Consider the following 21,155-nt stretch of genomic DNA (forward strand, 5'->3'; position numbering starts at 1 on the left):
TAAGAAGGATTGTTGCAATTTATTCAAAATGTGTTGTTTATCGGTTTAAAAAGACTATTTATAATCTAAAACCAACCAATTATACATTTAATCGAAAATATAATAGTTATCCTTTTTTATTTCTGATATTTACAATGCTAGCTTTTATTTGAAACTTAATAAAACGGCATGAATAATGATATTGATTAATAGCAAAGTAGAGTTATTTCAACATTAACTTAAATCATATTATTATGAACCTAGAAATTACACAAGCAAATAACTTTTTTAAAGTTAAAGGGTCTTTAGACAGACACAACATTCACCTATTTAGAAAACAATTTAGAAATGTTTTTGAAAAAGCAAATACTATTACCGTAAGCATTGAAAATTTGACCAGTATTGATCGTTATGGCGTAAGCGCAATTGCTCAATTACATAATGAAGCTTTGGTTAAAAACAAACGTTTGTCAATTATTGGACTAGGTCAAGGCAACTTATATAATCATTTTAAGTCTGAAGAGACGGCAGCCTAAAGGAGCCTCTTACCATTTAGGTTTAATGTAAGAGAACGCTCTTTTTCTCTCACTATTTCAATAGGAAAAGGAACCCTGGCTGGGGCTATGCTTTATTTTTATATTTCATATTTAGAAAAACCCACTCATTTTTTTGACAACAAAGTCAAACGATAAAAGTCATTAACAGGACATATCTGCAACGATTTTCCATTGCCCATCAATCTTTTTAAAGATAATCATAAAGATACCATTGGCATCGCCTACCTCTCGTTTCAAATGGTATTCACCCATGACCCAATAATTATCATTTTCAATTTTAGAAATGTCATTGACAACAAAATGTAATGTGCCACTTTCAGCTTTCGTTGGATACCCTTTTGTATAATTGTCTAGTGTGTTATTCCAGCCCTTGGTAAGCCCGCTACTGCCATAAAACTTAAGGTTTTTATCATTCCAGTAACCTTTCATGAAACCTTCGAGGTTATGATTATTCCATGCAATTTCTTGAGCAGACATGACTTCTTTTATAGCAGCCATGGCATCTTCAACACTTTCTTCGGAAATAACTTCAGTAGCAGTTATAGCATGGACATCTTTAGTCTCGGATTGGCAAGACATCAACAGAATCACTAACAGGTAATAAGCAAATTTTAATTTCATAAGTATATATTTAGATTCTAAATATACTTAAAATTACAATGCGTTTTTTTGATGTTTAAAGAAAGCATCAGCTTGCAATTGCATTAATTCGCGTGCTTTTTTACGTTTATAATTGTAGAGTTCGTCTTCTTCGGCAATATCATTGTAGATTCTATTATTGAGTGTTTGGTCGGTCTGCAATAAGATTTTGCGCTCGCTGACTTTCTGTTCTACCCAAGTTTTAACAGCTGTTTCGGCATCTTCTAGTTTATAATCATATTCACCTCTAGGTGATATTAGTTTAGCAAAAATTGGAGAGGTTTCAATAGCTAAAAATAATAGTAAAATAAACAATGACGGCAGCCACGGTAATTCACCTAAGGCATTCACACGAGCCATTAAACCATCAAATCCATCAATGATTGGTTGTGTGGTCGCAACTTGAGTGTCATAATCGATTTTTAATTGAGCAATTTGGATTTCAGTAGCTTCAATTTTGGCTTTGTTGCTTGTCTTTAATAGTTGTAACTCGGCAAGTGCAGCATCGTGTTTATCACGCTTTTCTTTATAAACAGGGCCTTTTCCTAATAATTGAGTTCCGGCAGTACCTTCAGCTTCAGTAATGTAAACATCATAAAGTGCGTTCACTTCCGTTTCTTTGGTTACTATCTGTGATTGAAATGTAGCAATATCACTTTCTAGCGCTTCAACATTAGGTGTGAATTGATCTGCTATTTGGTTTTGATTGGCTAAGGTTAAATCGTTCTTTTGCTCTAAAAGGACTTGGTTAATTTCCTTTTCGAAAATTTTAAGTTCCAAAGGTTTTGAAATCACTACTGCTATTATCACAGCAAGAATTAATCTTGGTGATGCCTGGATAATTTCATCTATAATATTGTTTCGTTTTTTAATGGTAGACACAATAAAACGGTCGAGATTAAAAATTAATAATGCCCAAATAAACCCGAATGCTATTGCCGTAAAATAATTATCAAAAACAGTATATAGTGCATAACTACTGGCTATAAATGCCATAACTGCGGTAAAGAAAACTGTAGCTCCAATGCCCGCATATTTGTTTTGTTCGCCTAGACCACAATTTTCGAGAATATCTGTGTCTGCTCCAGAACAGATGATGAAGAATTTTTTTAACATGATGATTGATTTTTGATTGATTGTCTATTAGAACGCAAAACCACCATGATTGTTACATATTTTAACAGAAAACTCCTAATTCTAAACTATTTCTGAAGTTTAAAATTAGGAGCTGAGTTTATTTGTATCATGAAACGCTAGTTTCCTTTAACGCAACAAGCTAGTCGGAAATTTTTACAATTACTGGTGGATGAATTAAACCTTTTGAATCTTTAATATCAAAAAACTGTACAAAACTGCCTTTAGAAGCCTCTTTTATATATGCTTTTGAAGCTTCATTTAGAGGCTTGCCCTTAATAGTTTGTCATGGTTAATCTGGAAATTTGAATTTAAAACACGTTACTTCAGAATCATCTAAAGTCAATTTTTATTTTTTAAAATGTGTTCTTTTAGTGTCAATTTATCACCAACTGGCTTTTTACTCTTTTTTTTTTAAAACGATTGGTGCTTTAGAAATATAGACTAAGGGTTGTTTTTTCGTAGCGTTTTTTGCGAGTAAATTTAATTTAGGATTCTTTTTTAAAAGTGCTATGGCCTTATCGGAAGAAATTTCCTCATTTTCATAATAGAACTTAGCATTTTTCTTAGCAAGATCTATGGCAAAATCTAAAGAAGACTTTCGAGGTGGTGGAGGTGGAATTTCTACTATTTGTATAAGTTTTCCCTTTTCTTTTTTCTGTTTGGTGGCTTTAGTAAGTTTTTTTGCTTTATAATTCTCGACATCAAGTTTATACTTTTTCTTTTGTTTTAAAGTAGCGTTTTTAGGTAAAGGCGCTTGAGACAGAACTTCAATAACTTCTGGGATCTCTACTATTTCTACAAGTTCTCCTTTTTTGTTTTTCAGCTTGGTAACTTTGGCAAGCTTTTTTGTTTTATAATTCTTAATAGCACGCTTGTACTTCTTCTTTTGTTCTAAGGTTGCATTTTTAGGCAAAGGTGGAGGTGGAGGTACGTCTTTTATTTCTCTTACCTCAATAGATACTGGTGAAGGAGACGGCACTTCTTCTATTTCTATGACTTCAATGGATACAGGTGAAGGTGGTGGAGGTGGGCATTCCGGAAATGGTTGTGCATTTTTCTTTTGCTCGTCGCTCATTAGTTTATACAAACCTTCTAAGCGTTTAATGTCTTTAAGCTTAATTATGCGTTGCTTTAATGGTTGCTTATTATATTGTTTAGCAAGTTTGTTATACTCAGCCAATTGTTTTGGTGTTGCAGTTTGTTGTCTTTCTATTATTCCTGATGAGCCGGCGTAAACGTTGTTTGGTATAAACTCATCTGATGTGTTCGTTTCTGTTATTTCCGATTTAATAACTTGTTTGCGGTCTGTGAAGCTGAAGAGTAAAAGGGCTAATAGTGGTAAAACTAATAAGCTTCGAAGCCAAATAGATGTTTTTGATGTTTTTGTTTTCATAACTGTAAATCGTTTTTTGATGGATGAATAATTGATGGCATTTGCCAATTGAGGTTCGCTAGCACTAGATGAGAATGATAATAATAATTGTTGATATACTGATGGCTGAATTCCGTTTTGTAAAACAGCGCGATCTGCTAGAAATTCATGATTAAGTTTAACGTCTCGTTTTAGAAAATAGATAAGTGGATTGAACCAAAATAGGATTTGCAAAATTTCTAAAATAAGAATATCAATACTATGCTTTTGTTTGGCATGGGTTTGTTCGTGAAGGATGACTTCTTCTGGAATTTCGGCATTTTCAAATTTGTATTTGTTTAAAAAAATATAGCTAAAAAACGTGTGTGGAATCATCAGGTTTTTGACTAATACATTGATGAAACTTGCCGATTTATATTTAGGACTATTCCTAATTCTTGAGATCATGCGATATAGGTTGAGGAAAAATTTCAGAAGAAAAACAAAAACACCTAAAGCATAAATACTCCACAAAATAATTGGCGTGTACTGTATTAGTGTTCCTTGAAGAATTGTATCACCAATCTCAATAGAGGTCATTGGTTCTACGATTTTAAGATTTTCGAAAACAATGGGCTCAATATATTCTACAAAGGTTAATGATGGAATAACTACTGCCAGAACTAAGGCGCCTAATAAATAAAATCGTTTGAAATTATGGATACTAGATTTTTCTAAAAACAGTTTATAAAAAACCATGAAAATGGCAAGACAAGCACTGAATTTTAAGATATAGATAAGCATGACTATTTATTTTTAATTTCGTTATCGATTAAAGCTTTTAGGTCTTCTAATTCTTTTTTTGATAAATTGGTTTCCTTAGTAAAGAAAGAAGCAAACTGTGAAGCACTGTCATTAAAAAAGGTCTTTATAAGGGTATTAACATGTTTAGAAAAATAGTCTTTCTTCTTAATCAGAGGGTAATATTCTCGGGATTTTCCGTAGAGCTTATAAGCAATAAAACCTTTGTCAATCATTCGCTTTAAAAGCGTGGCAACAGTTGTGGTTGCTGGTTTTGGCTCAGGGTAGGCTTCAAGAAGATCTTTCATAAAACCGGTTTCGAGTTTCCAAAGATATTGCATGAGTTGTTCTTCTGTTTTAGGTAATTGCATTGCTCTACAAGTTTAGAATTAACTCTACAAATGTAGAACAAAAAATTTGATTTACAAGGATCTTCAATTACTATTTTGTTAAAATCCACTATATTTGATAAAAAATTACAAGAAAAACGCCCACAATGAAAGTAATTAAGACTACTCTAATTTGTCTTCTATTTTGTTCTATATTCTCTTACGGACAAAATATTCAGGACATTATTAATCAGGTTGATATCAATAGATTGACATTAACTCTCAATGAGTTTACGGGAGAAGAAATGGTATTAGTTGCTGGTAACTTAGAAGAAATTGATGATAGGAGACAGGCTAATAATGATGTAGCTGCCAATTATTTAGTTGAGCAATTTGAAGCGCTGGATAATGTAACAATTACAGACCAACCATTTAATACTGCCGGTCGAAATATTATTGCTACTCAACTTGGAAAGACTAATCCTAATAATATTTATGTCGTTTGTGCTCATTATGATACAGTAGATCTCTATTGTGCCGATGATAATGCAACAGGTACTGTTGCTGTACTCGAAGTAGCAAGAATTTTATCAAAGCAGTGTTTGGATAATACAATTGTATATGCACTTTGGGATGAAGAGGAAATTGGACTACGTGGCTCTGCATTTTATGCGAATTTGGCTGCAGCAAATGGTGATAATATTTTAGGGGTTTTAAATATGGATATGATGGGTTATGACGGAGATGCTCCAGGACAACCTGGAGATAACCAATTTGATATTGATTACCGTAATATCGCTGGTTCTGCTGCTATGAAAGATGATATTATTACAGTTTTAAATTCCTATACATTTGATTTAAATGTTATTGAAGTTAATCCAGGAACTACCGCAAGTGATCACGCGAGTTTTTGGGCACAAGGGTTCACCGCTTTATTGTTAGGAGAGTCTTGGGAAACCAATGATGAAACACCTTTTTATCACTCAAATGAAGATACTGTAGCTACTTTAGATTTACAATACTATGGAGAAATGGTGAAATTGGTTACAGCTTATATGGCAACTAAAGCAAGTTTGGTTGCTGTTGATAATACGGTTACGCAAACGGGTACAATGCTTACTTCAAATCAGTCATCAACGTCATATCAATGGTATAATTGTGATACAGATACTGCAGTTTCAGGCGCAACGAACCAATCATTTACGCCAAATAATAATGGGACTTATTCTGTTGAAGTGACTTCAGGAACATGTGTAGAACGTAGTACGTGTATTATTTTCGATTCGCTTGGTTTGGAGTCCTTTCTAGATGATGAAGTTAATGTTTATCCAAATCCGGTAAAATCAAATCTTAATATTGAAACCAATAGTAACATACGAGATATAGATATTCAACTTTACGATGTTTCAGGGAAACTTATACTGAATTCGAGTTCTTCTGAAAATATTACGACTTTGAACATTAAGAAAATACCTCAAGGAATTTATTTCTTGAATATTAAATCTTCAGAAAAAACAGGAACATACAAGGTTGTAAAAGAATAACAAATTGATAAAATCAAAAAAGCCACCAAATCATATAATCTGGCGGCTTTTTTTGTTATTTACAGGATCTTTAAGCTTCTTTTAATTCAGTGAAATACTTATAAAATAAAGGAATAGTCTCAATACCTTTAAGGTAATTCCATACACCAAAATGCTCATTAGGAGAATGAATAGCATCACTGTCTAAACCAAATCCCATCAGGATTGTTTTACTTTTCAACTCTTTTTCAAATAAGGCTACAATTGGAATACTTCCACCGCTGCGTTGCGGTATAGGTTTTACCCCAAATGTATCATGATAAGCCTTGGAAGCAGCTTGATACCCAATACTATCAATTGGCGTCACATAACCTTGTCCGCCATGATGTGGTGTGACTTTTACTGTGACTCCAGCTGGAGCGATGCTTTCAAAATGGGCTTTAAATAAATCTGTAATCTCTTCCCAATCTTGATGTGGTACTAATCGCATCGATATTTTAGCAAACGCCTGACTAGCAATTACCGTTTTTGCGCCTTCCCCTGTGTAGCCTCCCCAAATTCCGTTGACATCTAGTGTTGGTCTAATGGAGTTGCGTTCATTTGTAGTATATCCTTTTTCACCATATACAGCATCAATATCTATAGCTTTTTTATAATCTTCAAGAGAAAATGGTGCTTTTGCCATCTCTGCTCTTTCGGCTTCGGAAAGCTCTTCAACCTTGTCATAAAATCCAGGAATTGTTATATGGTTATTGTCGTCATGTAACGACGCAATCATTTTAGTTAGGACATTTATCGGATTGGCAACAGCTCCACCATATAATCCAGAATGTAAATCTCTATTAGGCCCAGTGACTTCTACTTCCACATAACTCAATCCGCGAAGACCAGTTGTGATTGATGGAACATCTTGAGCAATCATTCCGGTATCAGAGATTAGAATGACATCATTTTTAAGTTTTTCTTGGTTGTTTTTTACGAATTTTGAAAGGTTCACACTACCAACTTCTTCTTCACCTTCAATCATAAACTTCACATTACATGGTAATTGATTTGTAGCCGTCATAAACTCCATAGCCTTTACATGCATGTACATTTGACCTTTGTCATCGCAAGCACCACGAGCAAAAATGGCCCCTTCAGGATGGATGTCTGTTTTTTTAATAACAGGCTCATAAGGTGGAGAATGCCAAAGTCCGAGAGGATCAGCTGGTTGTACGTCATAATGACCATATACCAAAACAGTTGGTAAACTTTCGTCTATCATTTTTTCACCATATACAATTGGAAATCCTTCAGTTTCACAAATTTCAACATGTTCACAACCTGCTTTTTCAAGACTAGATTTAATGACATCTGCCGTTTTGATAACATCATCCTTATAGGCAGAATCAGCACTTACTGATGGTATTTTAAGCAGATCAATAAGTTCATTTAGAAAACGGTCTTTATGTTCTTCAATATAAGATTGAATATGTTGCATGCGAGTCTATTTTTTTAATTTTTTCAAAAGTACAAAATTGGCATATGTTTTTCCGCATTAAAGTTATTTGAATATTCAAACTATTGTTTATATTTGCAGACCAAAATGCAGGCGTGGTGGAATTGGTAGACACGCTAGACTTAGGATCTAGTGCCGCAAGGTGTGAGAGTTCGAGTCTCTCCGCCTGTACTTAATAAAAAAGCTGACTCAAACGAGTTGGCTTTTTTGTTTAGCTTCAACGTTCTACTGTTTTTATAGATCATTTACTTTGGTATTGTTGGTGAGGAAAGATTTCCGTAAGTGTTAAAGAAATGTTAAATAAGTACCGACTTGTCTGTACTTCTGAAAATGCATTGTATATTTGTACCATGGAAAGAAAAGGAGCCAAAGAAAGAATAATCGAAGCAGCATCACATTTGTTTTATTTTGAAGGGTATAATCAAACCGGGATAAATCAAATTTTAAAGGAGTCAGGAGCGTCTAAAGATAGTATGTATAGACATTTCAATTCAAAAGAAGATATCGCTGTTACCTATCTGAAAGACAGGCATATTATGTGGGTAGGCAACTTATTAAGTTATATAAAGTCTAAAAAAACGAACAAAGAAAAATTAATCGCAAGTTTTGATTATTTGAATGAATGGTTGGCTGATGTGGAGTTTAGAGGGTGTGGCTTTCAAAATATAATTTGTGATTTACCTAAAGATCAACAAAAAATTAAGGATCAGGTAGCCTTGCATAAAAATGAATTACGCGACTTGATTCACGATTTATTAAAAGAAGAAAATCAATATACAACCGAAGGCGCAGAACAATTAGGAGATGAAATTTTAGTGCTTATGGAAGGCGCAATAATATTGTCTCAAATACAAAAAAATAGTTGGCCAATAATTTCAGCTAAAAGAACATGTATTAAATTATTATAATATATTTTTTACATCAATAAAACAGACTTGTCTGTACTAAAAAACAAACAAATGAAACAAATAAAACCTCCTTTTACCAAGGAAACAGCAGAGGCTAAAGTGCAAGCAGCAGAAGATGCTTGGAACAGCAAAAACCCAGAAAGAGTGTCAATGGCATATACCATTGATTCCAACTGGAGAAACAGAGATGAATTTTTTACAGGTAGAGCTGCTATAGCTGAATTTCTTTCTGATAAATGGGATAATGAGTTGCACTACAAGTTAAAAAAATACCTATGGAGTTTTACCGATAATAGAATCTCTGTTCGGTTTGAATATGAATGGCAAAATGGTTTGACTGGACAATGGCATAGAACTCATGGGAATGAACATTGGCAATTCGACAACGAAGGGTTAATGGAAATAAGAGACATGAGCGCCAATGATACTGAGATAGAAGAGTCACAGCGTAAATTTAAATAGAAACAAAATAAAAACAACCAAATGGTAAATGAAACATAAAGTAAGAGATTAAGAAACGATCTCCTCTAAAAAGAAACATGTACTGAAGACGCATTAATTAAACACATTTTTTCAACACTAATTATTAAAAAACAAAAATCATGAGAACCTTAAATAGTAATCAAATTTCGATGACATCCACACAAACAAAAAGTTATGTATGGAATAGTAAAAGAAGAAACCGATAAGAAAACCTTATCAAAACACAAATTGAATTAACAGTTAAAATAAAAAAAATGAGATTAAGTAATAATTCAAAAGTAGCATTAGGGTTAATAAGTTTATTTCTAACACTACCATTATTAACTGGAATTTTATTATTAATCATTTTAAATTAAACAATTATGAAAACACAAATTTTGAAATCAGTATTAGGAATTGCAGCTTTAGCTGTACTATCGATGGGATTACTTTCTTTTGAAAACCCAACAAACGAAGAAGTAGTAGTTAACGTTCTAGAAAAAACACAAGCGACACTTCATAAAACAGTCAAAGTAAATGGATTAAATATCTTTTACCGTGAAGCTGGAGATATCAGCAAGCCAACCATTCTATTATTACATGGTTACCCAACATCGTCACATATGTTTCGTAATTTAATTACAGACTTGTCTGATCGATATCACGTGTTAGCTCCAGATTATCCTGGGTATGGTAGAAGCGATCAACCTTTGATGAAAGACTTTGACTATACATTCGATAATATGGCAAATATTGTTGAAGGCTTTCTAAAAGAATTGAAAGTTGAAAAATACAGTATCTATTTAATGGATTATGGTGCTCCAATTGGATTTAGAATTGCAGCTAAATATCCTGAAAGAGTAGAAGCGTTAATCATACAAAATGGAAATGCTTACGATGAAGGTTTAAAAGATTTCTGGATTCCTATTAAAAAATATTGGAATGATTATACTGTAGAAAATGGAAAGCCCTTGGAAGGATTTCATTCACCTGATGGTTTAAAATGGCAATATACACATGGTGTGCAAGATGTTTCTAAAATTAGTCCTGACAATTGGAATATCGATTTACAACACTTAACGCGAGAAGAAAACGACAAGATTCAATTAGCAATGTTCTACAGCTACAGAACAAACGTGCCTTTATATCCAGAATGGCAACAATACTTTAGAGATCATCAACCACCAACATTAATTGTTTGGGGAAAGAATGATTATATATTTCCGGCAGATGGTGCTCACCCTTACAAAAGAGATTTAAAGAATTTAGAGATTCACTTATTAGACACTGGACATTTTGCTTTGGAAGAAAAAGGAGATGAAATAGCGAACTATATTTTGAATTTCTTAGATAAGAATAACATAAAGTAATAGTGTGATTGGTTGTTTTTTATGCCAGTTTGGGTGACAAAAGATTGAGATTAATAGCAACACTCAAACTGGTATTCACACTAAATAACGACTTATTAACGAATAGTATTTAGAACATGGCAGTTATTTTATACTTCCATGTTCTTTTTTAACGAAATAAAAAGGGTACGATTATCTGAAAACAGCAGGGAAAGAAATCACAATACACTATTTACTCGCCCATACTTCAAGAATTCCGAACTTTTTGTCATTTCCAATTTTTATCGATATATATTTATAAAAGAAATAATACTCCAGAAGAAATTGTAAGCATTTTTAAAGATTCCACTCTTCAATTTACACCTGGTTCAACATTTAATTATAGTAATCATGGCTAAAAACTTTGCAGAAATCGCATTTACAGATGAGGTTAAAAATCTACAGGAGCAACATGGAAGTCGTAAGGCTTATGAACGCATGGAAAAGTTTAACATTGTTGATGGACTGACGATAAATGAAGTTACATTTATTCAAAACCTTGACAGTTTTTATCTTGCTTCAATAGGTGTTAAAGAGTTCCCTTATATCCAACATCGTGGAGGTCCTAAAGGATTTTTGAAGGTACTCGATTCAAAACGGATAGGTTTTATTGATTTTGTTGGCAACAGGCAATATGTTTCTGTTGGAAACATAGCAACCAACAATAATGTTTCGCTTATTGCGATTGATTATCCTTCTAAAACTCGACTTAAAATTTTTGCCAAAGCTGAGGTCGTCCAACTTAAAGATGATCCTGAATTATATGAACTTTTAAATTTAGACGATTATAAATTCAGACCAGAACGAATGATGGTGTTCAATATTGAGGCTTATGATTGGAACTGCCCTCAACATATTACTCCACGATATACTACTGGGGAAATTGAAAAGGCTTTTTCGCCTCAACAAGAATATATAAAATCATTAGAAAAAGAAGTTAAAGAACTAAAAGAACAAATCAAACAATAAAAATACTCATAAAAATGAAAATAGCAATTAACGGAATGGGACGTATCGGAAGAGCGGCTCTAAAAGTAATTTTAGAAACACCAGAATTAGAATTGGTAGCAGTGAATGATATTGTTACAGCAGAAAATACAGCGTATTTACTAAAATATGATTCGGTATATGGAATATATGAAAGAACAGTTTCATTTGACGATCACAATTTAGTAATCGATGGTAAAAAGATCAAATACTCATCCATAAGAAATCCTGAAGAATTACCATGGAAAGAAAATAATATAGAGCTTGTTATTGAAAGTACAGGTTTATTTACAACAACGGAAGGTGCTGAAAAGCATATCAAAGCAGGTGCTAAAACAGTGGTAGTTTCAGCTCCAACAAGTAGTATTGATATGCCTACTGTAGTTCATGGTGTTAATTCAGAACACGGTAAGACCAATATTTTTTCTTGTGCAAGTTGTACAACCAATAATATAAGCCCTATAGTCGAAATTTTAGGACGACGAGTTGGAATTAAAAAGGCAATTATGACAACAGTTCATGCCTATACAGCCTCTCAAGGCATTGTTGATGGTCCTTCTAAAAAGAACTTTAGAATGGGTAGAGCCGGAGCTGCCAATATTATACCAACATCAACAGGTGCAGCAATTGCAACAACCAAGGCTTTACCAGAATATGCAGGAAAATTTGACGGCGTCGCACTTCGTGTTCCCATTCCTGTTGGATCTATATCTGATTTGACTTTTGTGACAGAACGGCCCGTAACCGTAGAAGAAGTAAATGCCATTTTTGAGGAGGAATCCAAAACAAACCGGTATACGAATATATTGACCACAACAACTGAGCCCATAGTCTCTTCAGATATTGTGAAGAGTCCCTATGCATCAACCGTTGACTTGAACATGACGCGTGTTGTAGATGGAGATCTGCTTAAAGTGATGACCTGGTATGATAATGAATGGGGTTTTACTAATCAAATGATACGTCAAATTCTAGAAATAAAAAAGAGTTAATAGTGATATTAGAAAATTAATTAATCCAATGAAAGCAATCAACATAAATAACAAATTTAGCGTTATTAATGACTTGTGGAAACCAAGAGTTCTAGCAGAATTAAATGGGCAACAAGTAAAAATATCTAAAGTAAAAGGGGAATTTGTTTGGCACGATCACAAAGAGGAAGATGAATTATTCATAATTCTAAAGGGCACTTTGAAAATGATGTTTAGAGATCGTACAGAAATTGTAAATGAGGGAGAAATGATTTTGGTCCCTAAAGGTGTAGAGCATAAACCAGTAGCTAAACAAGAAGTTTGGATGATGCTTTTTGAACCCAAAAACATTAAGCATACAGGAGGTGTGAAATCTCATTTAACAATAGATAATTACGAAGAAATTTGAAAAAGCTATCACAAAAGATCGATATTCTAGCCTTTGGTGCACATCCTGACGATGTGGAATGTGCAGCAGCAGGAGTTTTATTGAAGCATATTGCTTTAGGTAAAACCGTTGCTATTATAGATATAACAGCTGGTGAAATGGGCACTTTTGGAACGCCAGAAACCAGAAAACAAGAGGCCGAAATCTCCTCAAAAATTCTGGGAATTCAATACCGAGAACAATTAGGTTTAGCAGATGGTTCTATTGAAAATAATGAAGCAAGTCGATTATTGGTCATTCAAGCCATTAGAAAATACCAACCAGAAATTGTATTAGCTAATGCCATTCATGATCGTCATCCAGATCATGCCAATGCCGCGAAACTAGTTGCTGATGCCGCATTTTTATCGGGGCTCAAAAAGAAGGAAACTTTTTATGAAGGAGATACTCAAGAACCTTGGAGGCCAAAAGCTGTTTACAATTACATACAAGATTATTTTATTGAACCTGATTTTGTGATTGATATTTCATCCGAAATGGATAAAAAAACAGAAGCGATTAAAGCTTTTAGATCACAATTTGTAAAGCCTAAGGAGAATGAGCCTAGTTCTATTTTAGGCTTGTTAAATCAGATAAAAAGCACGAACAGTATTTATGGAAGACCTATAAATGCGAAATATGCTGAGGGATTTACCGTAAATAAATATATTGGTGTTCATGATTTTTTTCAATTAAGCTAAATCCAACACATATTAAATAAAAGTTAAACAGTTAAAAAGATAATAAATGAGAACACATAAATCAATTAAATTATTTTTAAGACTTGCAATATCCATTGGATTTTTGTCAGCAGTTGCAGATAGATTTGGGTTTTGGAGCGTTGAAGTTTCGGCTTGGGGAAACTGGAATAATTTTATAGAATACACACGTTTAATAAATCCATTAATCCCAGACGTTCTAATTTCTCCTTTAGGAATTATAGCCACAACTGCAGAAATAATTTTTGCGCTATGTATGATCATTGGATATAAAACTGAATATTTTGCCAAATTGAGTGGATTTCTTTTATTATTTTTTGCTTTAGCAATGACCTTTTCAACGGGACTAAAAGGAGCATTTGACTATTCTGTTTTTACTGCTTCTGCTGGTGCTTTTGCATTAAGCTTAATGAAAGATAAATACCTCGAAATAGACATTATTATTGCTAAAAAAAGAAAATAACCAATTTAAAAACTAATAAAATCACATCTTAATTTCTCTAAAATATTCTACTCTCAGTGATACGCATTTCTCTGTGAATATCAAGAAAAATAGCGCTTATGTGGCTATCCGATTTCAGATAAAGAATGAAACGTATTTGTATCAAAAAAACGAGATGAGATTGAACAAAATTTCATAGATAGAACCTAATAAATAATTCTTTAACAAATGAATGTGCTTAAAAAAATCATTTTCGTAACTATTATTGCCCTTAACTCTTTTGCTTTTTTCGCCCAAAATTTAAAACAATATGATGGGAGTATTTCAATAGATATGAATAGCAAGAACCTTATTGCAGATTTTAAAATCACATTACATGATTTATCTAAAATAGATACATTAAAATTATATCTGCATCAATCTTCTAAAATCTCAGAAGTTTATTCAAATTCTAAACCGATTCCATACAAAGTAATACAGGAATCATTTATTGGTGATGATAAATATATTTCGCTACCTACAGCCGATATTAAAGAGAATACAGTAGGATTGCAGTATTCCCTTAGTTTAGATAGTCTTAAAAATAACGGATTTACGTTTAATGAGAATTGGCTCGAGCTTAACTTATATACTGCTTGGTTTCCTTTTAATACTAAATATGGAACTTTTGCCTACAATGTTGATGTAAACCTGACAGAAGGCTATAATATTATCAGTTCTGGTAAAGTTTCAAACAGTCATAATTTATGGAAAATTAGTCAACAAATACCCTCTGTAGGTATACCGATTATTATTTTGCCTCAATTAAATCATGAATCCATAGGCAATGGAAAAGTCAAAATTTATCATTTTGGTTTAGATCAGGAAAGTGTAAATACAATTAAAGGAAACACAATATTTCATTTTGAGAATTTGAATGGAATGTTTAGTAATTCCAATTCAAATAATCTTGTTTTGACGGTAAATAAATTAGATCACACAACGTCTTATGCTAGGAAAAATTTTATTTCATTATCTATTGATGGTTCATTTGATTCATTTTATGATAAAATATTGGCCCATGAACTAGCTCATTTATGGTGGAATAATGCCAGTGTAAATACCTGGGAAGATTGGCTAAATGAATCTTTTGCAGAATATTCGGCAATTATACTACAGCGTGATTTATACGGAGAAGATAATTTCACAAAAAATATAGTTAGGTTAAAAAAGCAAACTAAAGATTTACCGACATTATACCAAATAGAAAAAAGTAATAACGATTACCAAAATGTTATTACCTATAAGGGCGCATTCATATTATATGGATTAGAGTTCAAAATTGGAAGAGTTGCTTTTGTCGATTTATTAAAAGTAGTATACAAAAATAAAATAACGAGTACCTCAGAACTTCTCAATACTATAGAGAAGGAATTGGGAAAGGAAATAAAAGATTTTGTAATTAGAAAATTGAAAGGTATCAATTAGTACTTTAGATAAAATTTAAAAACAAAACAGCCTTGATTATTAGAGGTTCCAGTGGTATACAACGGCAAAAACATTATTGAACGATGACGCCCAATTACATTTTTTTTGGCATCATATTGACAAAGTTGAAGATGTACCTAACTTAATCAAACATAAAATAGGGATTACAAAAAATATCGATGTACAAGAACTTTTTTCTATATTGCATGAGTTATATGGATGGATTTATTAAGCAAGGCAATTAATTAATCGACTAATAATCAATAAATTAAAGCATTGTAAAATGAAAAATATTTATTTCTTAATCGTTCCACAAACACATCCATTAGATAGTCTTGGGCCAGCGCAATTGTTTTTTGAAGCTAAAGAGAACGGTGCGAATCTAAACCTGCATTTTGTGTCAAGCACTTTAGATAATGAGTTAGATAGTTCTTTGGGTTTAGGATTTTCAAAGTTGATACCCTATCGGGAATTTGAACTTGAAAAGGATGATGTTATAGTTATTCCAGGTATTGATTTTTCATTATTAAATGATTCCAATTTCAAAAAAGGAAATCAGTTATTTTATCATTGGTTGAATACTCAATATAACAATGGCGCAACTTTAGTGTCAATTTGTACAGGTGCGTTTATACTTGCGGATGCGGGTTTACTTAAAGGAAAAAAAGCAACGACACACTGGAAAGTGTTTGCTGAGTTTGAGGAGAAATTCCCAGAGACTGAATTACTAAAAAACAGATTATTTGTAGAAAACGAACGTATTTATACCAGCGCAGGAATGCTTTCAGGTATTGACTTATGCTTGTATCTTGTAGAAAAAGAATACGGAATCAAATTTGCAATAGAAGTAGCCAAAGAGGTGGTAATGTATTTTCGGCGTGGTGAATCTGACCCACAATTGAGCATTTTTCTGCAATATAGGAATCACCTGGATACTAGAATTCATACAGTACAAGATTTTATAGCTAATAATTTGGCAAGACCTTTTATTATAGAAGATTTAGCGGATAAGGTGTATATGAGCGCTAGAAATTTGACGCGACAATTCAAAAAAACTACAGGAATTACCATTGGAGATTATCTTACAAAATTACGAGTTGAACAATCTGTACACCTTCTTGCCGAGGGTTATACTTTGGAATACGCCACAATAGAGTGTGGTTTAAAGAGCACAAACCAACTTCGATCATTGCTAAAAAAATTTAAAGGTGTTATACCTACAGATTTAAACGCTATTAACTAAACTGTCCTAATTCTGCGCTTTGTTGTCCTTTTGTGGATAGCTGTATCTTATACCTTTGCGACTTTAATAACTAAATCAAAGTTGTGGTTAATTTAATAGCGATTTTATTTTCTCTTTTTTGGACCTCTCCTTCAGGCGAGATAAACGTAGCATACAATCTAGAATTAGAAGCCATTGTTATGAGTGGATTCGATTCAAATGAGGCTACGTCTTATTATGATGTGTCTGTTTACTTTGGAGAAGTCCCATCTAATCCTGATATATCAAAAATAATTGGGATTTTTGAATGTGTTGATTCTCAATTTTTTTTTAAATCGAAATACGGGTTTTCAACTGGTGCTTCTTATACTGTTTTTATAAAGAGTAATTCAACTGTAGAGCAACGTTTTATAGTTAAGGTTCCTGAAATTAAATTAAAACCTAGCACTTATATAAAGAACGTTTATCCTACTTCTTCAAAATTACCTATGAATCAACTGAAATTCTATATAGAGTTTTCAGCTCCGATGAGATTAGGAGATGCATTTGAGCATGTACGATTGTATAAACTACCAGAAGGTAAATTAGAATCAGAAGCCTTTTTAGTAACTGCTGAAGAGCTTTGGAATCCAGACAATACAAGAGTTACCATTTTCTTTGATCCGGGACGCATTAAGCGTGGTGTGCAACCAAACCTACAATTAGGTTTGCCTTTGGTTGAAGGAAACACCTATAAGTTAGTAATTGATAAAGGTTGGTTGGATATAAATGATGTAAAATTAATTAAAGGTTTTGAGAAAACATTTGATGTGATTTCAGTTGATAGACAATCACCAAACCCTAAAAAATGGAAGATTGATTTTCCAAACACAAAAAATAAATCATCCTTAAAAATTGATTTCAATGAAGCAATGGATTTTGGACTATTGCATAGTGCAATTGGAATAGTTGATGAAACAAATACTAATGTTGAAGGGGTTGTTAGACTTTCTGAGAGCGAAAATAAATGGATGTTTACACCAAAAAAGCAATGGACAAAAGGAAAATATAAAATGATAATCAATGCTTGGCTTGAAGATTTAGCGGGTAATAATTTAAACAGAAAATTTGATGTCAACCTAAACAGCGAAAATGATAAACCAAAAAATATTAAAGAGGTAATAATTCCTTTTGAGATAAATTAAAATTTAATTATTCAAGTAAAAAATATATTAAAATGAAGCTAAGTATCCTAAAAGTAACACTTGTGTTATTGATTAGTAATTTAAATTTAAATGCTCAAAATGGGATTACACTTCCTGAATCCCAAAATCAAAAAGTAAGCCTTAGTCAATGGATTGGTTTAGTAGAAGTAAACGTGACTTACAATAGTCCAAATGTTACGAATCCAAGGACAGGAGAAGACAGAACCGGTAAGATTTGGGGTGGGGTAGTTCCTTATGGATTTCACTTTGTAACATTTGCTAACCAAATGATTCCTTGGAGAGCAGGTGCTCAAACAAACACTGTATTTACGATAAGTCATGATGTTAAAATTGAAGGGCAAGATTTACCCGCTGGTAAGTATGGACTCTTCATGTTGGCAGATAAAGAGGAATGGACAATCATTTTTTCAAAAAACTACAATTCATGGGGAGCTTTGTATTATGACGAAAAAGAAGATGTGTTACGAGTAACAGTGAAGCCAACTAAAACAGCTTTTACAGAATGGCTAACGTACGATTTTATTGAAAGAAAAAGTGATCATGCGGTCATGGCTTTGAAATGGGAATATTTGTCTGTTCCAGTAAAAATTGAGGTGCCAAATATTAATGAGTTATATGTAGAAAAGTTGCGAAGCGATTTACGCAATGGAGCTGGTTTTGAATATCGCAATTGGATAGATGCAATCGATTTTTGTGTAAATAACAATATCAATTTAGAAGAAGCTTTAACATGGGCAGATTATGCAATTAATAGACAATGGTTTGGTAATAAAAATTACGGAACATTTTCTGCAAAAGCAAATGTTTTAGAAAAGTTAGGTCGAAATGAAGAGGCAGAAAAGCTAAGAGAAAAAGCACTTAAAACAGCAAATGCAAAAGAGATTTCTAAAGAAGGAAGAAGATTACTTTCAAAAAACAAAAACAAAGAGGCTTTAAAATTATACACTTTTAATTCTAAAAAATTCCCTGAAGAGATCTTCATGATCAATAAAGATTTTGCAAATGTTTATACGGCATTAGGTAATAAAAAGAAAGCAATTAAATATTGGGAGATAGCTTTGAATAACATGCCAAATAGAACAGATCATCAGTATTATTTGCCTCGATATGAAAAGTTGCTTAAAACATTAAAAGAAAGTATATAAAATAAATAATTAAAACAAATGAAAATGAAATCAAGACTAATAGGAATGCTGGTACTTTGCTTAGCAATAGTATCAAATAGCTACGCAAACGACGGTGTTAATTTAAAAGATGGCTTTACCTTTGGAAGTCCAGTAATAAAATCAATACAAGCTATTGCCTTCGGACCAGAAAACATCCTTTTTATTGGCGGCAATACAGGGTCAATGGTTTATGCGATTGAAATTAATGATAAGAAGAATGCTTCAAAAATTAATTTTAATATAGATGACATAACAGCAAAAATTGGAGCTGTTATGGGCGCTTCGGCAAAAGACATTAAAATATTAGATATGGCAGTAAATCCTTTATCTAATAATGTATTCTTTGCTGTGAGTAGAGCAAATAGAGGGAGTACTAAAAGTGCCTTATTTAAATTAGGCGATAATGGTTTACAGGAGTTTTCATTAGAACAGGTAAACTATTCTAAAAAGGAAATAGAGAATACGCCAGCTACAAGTGCCAAATTTTGGGGACAACCATCTAAAACTTATACGGTAACAGATTTACACTATGTAAATGGCAATGTTATTGTATCTGGACTTTCAAATGAAGAGTTTTCTTCAGGTTTAAGAAAAATTGCTTTTCCTTTTAATAAAGGAATAGTTACTACCAATGTACAAGCATATCATGTTTCTCACTCAGCTAACGAAACAAATGCACCAATCTATCGCTTTTTACCTGTTAAATTAGAAAATCAATGGACAATTGTTGCTGGTTATATGTGTACACCGCTAGTCACTTTTAAATTAAACGAATTAGATGGTAATAATAAACTGATTGGAAAGACAGTTGCAGAAATTGGTGCAGGAAATGCTCCAACAGGGATCATTTCATATAGATACAATAATGAAGATTATGTATTAGTAAGTAACAACAGATACTCTTTGACTAGGTTTAAAGGGAAAGATATATTAAATGCGAAAGCCATCAAATCTCCTTCAAGAGAAAAAGGTGTCCAACGTAAAACGATAAACATTGGTAGCGTTTTACATCTTGCAGACTATGGTGAAAATGTATTAGTGATAACAAGAAGTAGCGATAAAAAAGTGTACACCTTAAAAAAAGTATCAAAAGATAATATCTAATCTTTCAAGCAAAACAGAAATAGAATGTTAAAGGAAGTCATCGTTTTTGTCGCATTTTTAATTACACTTACAAGTCATGCACAACATGCGACGAGCACCTACGTTTGTCCGCCTTGTGATAATACATGTGATACTAAAACTTTTAAAAAAGGAGGACTATGTGACGTGTGTCACATGAAATTAATTACAAAAGAACAATTACAAATGGATATGGAGAATAAGAAAAACACTGAAATTAAGACCATTGCTTTCTATCTACAGGATGGTGTAGAAGTTCTAGATTTCGCAGGACCTATGGAAGTGTTTGCCTATGCTGGTTACAAAGTGTTTACAGTGTCAAAAACAAAAGAATATATAATCTCTCAAGGGATCTTAAAAATAAAACCTGACTACAGTATTAAAGATGCTCCTGAAGCTGATGTTCTTGCTTTTTTTGGAGGGAATGCTCACAATGCTTATGAGGATAAAGAGGTGATGAAATGGGTACAAGACAGAACCAATGTCGATTTGTATTTTTCGGTGTGTACAGGAGCTTTAGTTCTAGCAAAAGCTGGAGTTTTAGATGGAAATACTGCAACAACTTTTCATTCAGCCTTAGAGGGATTAGAGAAAAATTATCCAAAAGTAAAAGTTAGAAGAGATGTCCGATTTGTAGATAATGGCAAGGTAATTACAACGGCAGGAGTTTCTGCAGGAATAGATGGAGCTCTGCATCTGGTTGCAAGATTTCAAGGACTAGAAAAAGCAAAGGAAGTTGCTTTTTATATGGAATATGACAAATGGAAACCAGGAGAAGGTTTAATACTAACAAAAGAGAATCCTTATAAATAAATAAAAAAAACATAAAGCTAAATGTTAAGCCATTAAGGA

General features: G+C 32.8%; 21 protein-coding genes and 1 tRNA gene. 17 read left to right on the top strand and 5 right to left on the bottom strand.

Annotation, left to right across the window (positions count from 1 at the left end; translation table 11 throughout):
* The first annotated feature begins 233 nt into the window (after positions 1 to 233).
* Positions 234 to 515, top strand: coding sequence for an STAS domain-containing protein (locus V7719_RS01330; protein ID WP_335728053.1), 282 nt, complete (start codon positions 234 to 236; stop codon positions 513 to 515).
* A gap of 162 nt (positions 516 to 677) precedes the next feature.
* On the opposite strand, the gene V7719_RS01335 is transcribed toward V7719_RS01330, so the two are convergent.
* From V7719_RS01335 to V7719_RS01350, 4 genes are all read right to left on the bottom strand, one after another.
* A complete protein-coding gene (locus tag V7719_RS01335) occupies positions 678 to 1,157 on the bottom strand; it encodes a YybH family protein (RefSeq protein ID WP_335728054.1) in 480 nt (159 codons plus the stop codon).
* Positions 1,158 to 1,190: 33 nt separating this feature from the next.
* Positions 1,191 to 2,291, bottom strand: a complete 1,101-nt coding sequence (locus V7719_RS01340) for a DUF4407 domain-containing protein (protein WP_335728055.1) — start codon at positions 2,289 to 2,291, stop codon at positions 1,191 to 1,193.
* 418 nt (positions 2,292 to 2,709) lie between these two features.
* Positions 2,710 to 4,467 carry a M56 family metallopeptidase gene (locus V7719_RS01345; RefSeq protein WP_335728056.1) on the bottom strand — a complete coding sequence of 586 codons (1,758 nt, stop codon included), beginning with the start codon at positions 4,465 to 4,467 and terminating at the stop codon, positions 2,710 to 2,712.
* A 2-nt stretch (positions 4,468 to 4,469) separates the two neighbouring features.
* Positions 4,470 to 4,835, bottom strand: coding sequence for a BlaI/MecI/CopY family transcriptional regulator (locus V7719_RS01350; RefSeq protein ID WP_335728057.1), 366 nt, complete (start codon positions 4,833 to 4,835; stop codon positions 4,470 to 4,472).
* Positions 4,836 to 4,960: 125 nt separating this feature from the next.
* On the opposite strand from V7719_RS01350, the gene V7719_RS01355 reads away from it, so the two are divergent.
* Complete coding sequence (locus tag V7719_RS01355; RefSeq protein WP_335728058.1) at positions 4,961 to 6,337, top strand: M28 family peptidase; 1,377 nt, start codon at positions 4,961 to 4,963, stop codon at positions 6,335 to 6,337.
* A 70-nt stretch (positions 6,338 to 6,407) separates the two neighbouring features.
* On the opposite strand, the gene V7719_RS01360 is transcribed toward V7719_RS01355, so the two are convergent.
* On the bottom strand, positions 6,408 to 7,799 hold the full coding sequence (locus V7719_RS01360; protein WP_335728059.1) for a dipeptidase: 1,392 nt from the start codon (positions 7,797 to 7,799) through the stop codon (positions 6,408 to 6,410).
* Between the two features lie 107 nt (positions 7,800 to 7,906).
* Here V7719_RS01360 and V7719_RS01365 point away from each other — a divergent pair.
* From V7719_RS01365 to V7719_RS01435, 15 genes are all read left to right on the top strand, one after another.
* Positions 7,907 to 7,988 (top strand) — tRNA-Leu (locus tag V7719_RS01365).
* Positions 7,989 to 8,167: 179 nt separating this feature from the next.
* Positions 8,168 to 8,725 carry a TetR/AcrR family transcriptional regulator gene (locus tag V7719_RS01370; protein WP_335728060.1) on the top strand — a complete coding sequence of 186 codons (558 nt, stop codon included), beginning with the start codon at positions 8,168 to 8,170 and terminating at the stop codon, positions 8,723 to 8,725.
* 51 nt (positions 8,726 to 8,776) lie between these two features.
* Positions 8,777 to 9,187 (top strand): nuclear transport factor 2 family protein, encoded by a 411-nt coding sequence (locus tag V7719_RS01375; protein WP_335728061.1) that lies wholly within the window; start codon positions 8,777 to 8,779, stop codon positions 9,185 to 9,187.
* Positions 9,188 to 9,570: 383 nt separating this feature from the next.
* The gene (locus V7719_RS01380) at positions 9,571 to 10,557 is read left to right on the top strand and encodes an alpha/beta fold hydrolase (protein ID WP_335728062.1); all 987 of its coding nucleotides are present in this window, start codon (positions 9,571 to 9,573) and stop codon (positions 10,555 to 10,557) included.
* Between the two features lie 369 nt (positions 10,558 to 10,926).
* Complete coding sequence (locus V7719_RS01385) at positions 10,927 to 11,544, top strand: pyridoxamine 5'-phosphate oxidase family protein (RefSeq protein WP_335728063.1); 618 nt, start codon at positions 10,927 to 10,929, stop codon at positions 11,542 to 11,544.
* A gap of 14 nt (positions 11,545 to 11,558) precedes the next feature.
* Entirely contained in the window at positions 11,559 to 12,554 is a 996-nt protein-coding gene (gap, locus tag V7719_RS01390) for a type I glyceraldehyde-3-phosphate dehydrogenase (protein ID WP_335728064.1), read from the top strand.
* 28 nt (positions 12,555 to 12,582) lie between these two features.
* Positions 12,583 to 12,942 carry a cupin domain-containing protein gene (locus tag V7719_RS01395; protein ID WP_335728065.1) on the top strand — a complete coding sequence of 120 codons (360 nt, stop codon included), beginning with the start codon at positions 12,583 to 12,585 and terminating at the stop codon, positions 12,940 to 12,942.
* Positions 12,939 to 13,661, top strand: a complete 723-nt coding sequence (bshB1, locus tag V7719_RS01400; RefSeq protein WP_335728066.1) for a bacillithiol biosynthesis deacetylase BshB1 — start codon at positions 12,939 to 12,941, stop codon at positions 13,659 to 13,661. Before V7719_RS01395 ends, bshB1 begins: the two co-directional genes overlap by 4 nt.
* Before the next feature lie 46 nt (positions 13,662 to 13,707).
* Positions 13,708 to 14,142, top strand: coding sequence for a DoxX family protein (locus V7719_RS01405; RefSeq protein WP_335728067.1), 435 nt, complete (start codon positions 13,708 to 13,710; stop codon positions 14,140 to 14,142).
* Between the two features lie 207 nt (positions 14,143 to 14,349).
* Positions 14,350 to 15,588 carry a M1 family aminopeptidase gene (locus V7719_RS01410; protein ID WP_335728068.1) on the top strand — a complete coding sequence of 413 codons (1,239 nt, stop codon included), beginning with the start codon at positions 14,350 to 14,352 and terminating at the stop codon, positions 15,586 to 15,588.
* A gap of 283 nt (positions 15,589 to 15,871) precedes the next feature.
* On the top strand, positions 15,872 to 16,831 hold the full coding sequence (locus V7719_RS01415; RefSeq protein WP_335728069.1) for a GlxA family transcriptional regulator: 960 nt from the start codon (positions 15,872 to 15,874) through the stop codon (positions 16,829 to 16,831).
* An 83-nt stretch (positions 16,832 to 16,914) separates the two neighbouring features.
* Entirely contained in the window at positions 16,915 to 17,994 is a 1,080-nt protein-coding gene (locus V7719_RS01420) for an Ig-like domain-containing protein (RefSeq protein WP_335728070.1), read from the top strand.
* A 32-nt stretch (positions 17,995 to 18,026) separates the two neighbouring features.
* A complete protein-coding gene (locus V7719_RS01425; protein WP_335728071.1) occupies positions 18,027 to 19,160 on the top strand; it encodes a DUF2911 domain-containing protein in 1,134 nt (377 codons plus the stop codon).
* Positions 19,161 to 19,184: 24 nt separating this feature from the next.
* Entirely contained in the window at positions 19,185 to 20,285 is a 1,101-nt protein-coding gene (locus V7719_RS01430; protein ID WP_335728072.1) for a hypothetical protein, read from the top strand.
* Between the two features lie 24 nt (positions 20,286 to 20,309).
* The gene (locus V7719_RS01435; protein ID WP_335728073.1) at positions 20,310 to 21,116 is read left to right on the top strand and encodes a DJ-1/PfpI family protein; all 807 of its coding nucleotides are present in this window, start codon (positions 20,310 to 20,312) and stop codon (positions 21,114 to 21,116) included.
* Positions 21,117 to 21,155 lie beyond the last annotated feature (39 nt).

Origin of the sequence: Psychroserpens sp., assembly GCF_036960315.1 — a bacterium.
Taxonomy (GTDB): Bacteria; Bacteroidota; Bacteroidia; order Flavobacteriales; family Flavobacteriaceae; genus Psychroserpens.

Excerpts from the sequence above, each read along its gene's own strand:
- V7719_RS01330 (WP_335728053.1), top strand. The coding sequence starts at position 234 with ATGAACCTAGAAATTACACAAGCAAATAACTTTTTTAAAGTTAAAGGG.
- V7719_RS01335 (WP_335728054.1), bottom strand. The coding sequence starts at position 1,157 with ATGAAATTAAAATTTGCTTATTACCTGTTAGTGATTCTGTTGATGTCT.
- V7719_RS01340 (WP_335728055.1), bottom strand. The coding sequence starts at position 2,291 with ATGTTAAAAAAATTCTTCATCATCTGTTCTGGAGCAGACACAGATATT.
- V7719_RS01345 (WP_335728056.1), bottom strand. The coding sequence starts at position 4,467 with ATGCTTATCTATATCTTAAAATTCAGTGCTTGTCTTGCCATTTTCATG.
- V7719_RS01350 (WP_335728057.1), bottom strand. The coding sequence starts at position 4,835 with ATGCAATTACCTAAAACAGAAGAACAACTCATGCAATATCTTTGGAAA.
- V7719_RS01355 (WP_335728058.1), top strand. The coding sequence starts at position 4,961 with ATGAAAGTAATTAAGACTACTCTAATTTGTCTTCTATTTTGTTCTATA.
- V7719_RS01360 (WP_335728059.1), bottom strand. The coding sequence starts at position 7,799 with ATGCAACATATTCAATCTTATATTGAAGAACATAAAGACCGTTTTCTA.
- V7719_RS01370 (WP_335728060.1), top strand. The coding sequence starts at position 8,168 with ATGGAAAGAAAAGGAGCCAAAGAAAGAATAATCGAAGCAGCATCACAT.
- V7719_RS01375 (WP_335728061.1), top strand. The coding sequence starts at position 8,777 with ATGAAACAAATAAAACCTCCTTTTACCAAGGAAACAGCAGAGGCTAAA.
- V7719_RS01380 (WP_335728062.1), top strand. The coding sequence starts at position 9,571 with ATGAAAACACAAATTTTGAAATCAGTATTAGGAATTGCAGCTTTAGCT.
- V7719_RS01385 (WP_335728063.1), top strand. The coding sequence starts at position 10,927 with ATGGCTAAAAACTTTGCAGAAATCGCATTTACAGATGAGGTTAAAAAT.
- gap (WP_335728064.1), top strand. The coding sequence starts at position 11,559 with ATGAAAATAGCAATTAACGGAATGGGACGTATCGGAAGAGCGGCTCTA.
- V7719_RS01395 (WP_335728065.1), top strand. The coding sequence starts at position 12,583 with ATGAAAGCAATCAACATAAATAACAAATTTAGCGTTATTAATGACTTG.
- V7719_RS01405 (WP_335728067.1), top strand. The coding sequence starts at position 13,708 with ATGAGAACACATAAATCAATTAAATTATTTTTAAGACTTGCAATATCC.
- V7719_RS01410 (WP_335728068.1), top strand. The coding sequence starts at position 14,350 with ATGAATGTGCTTAAAAAAATCATTTTCGTAACTATTATTGCCCTTAAC.
- V7719_RS01415 (WP_335728069.1), top strand. The coding sequence starts at position 15,872 with ATGAAAAATATTTATTTCTTAATCGTTCCACAAACACATCCATTAGAT.
- V7719_RS01425 (WP_335728071.1), top strand. The coding sequence starts at position 18,027 with ATGAAGCTAAGTATCCTAAAAGTAACACTTGTGTTATTGATTAGTAAT.
- V7719_RS01430 (WP_335728072.1), top strand. The coding sequence starts at position 19,185 with ATGAAATCAAGACTAATAGGAATGCTGGTACTTTGCTTAGCAATAGTA.
- V7719_RS01435 (WP_335728073.1), top strand. The coding sequence starts at position 20,310 with ATGTTAAAGGAAGTCATCGTTTTTGTCGCATTTTTAATTACACTTACA.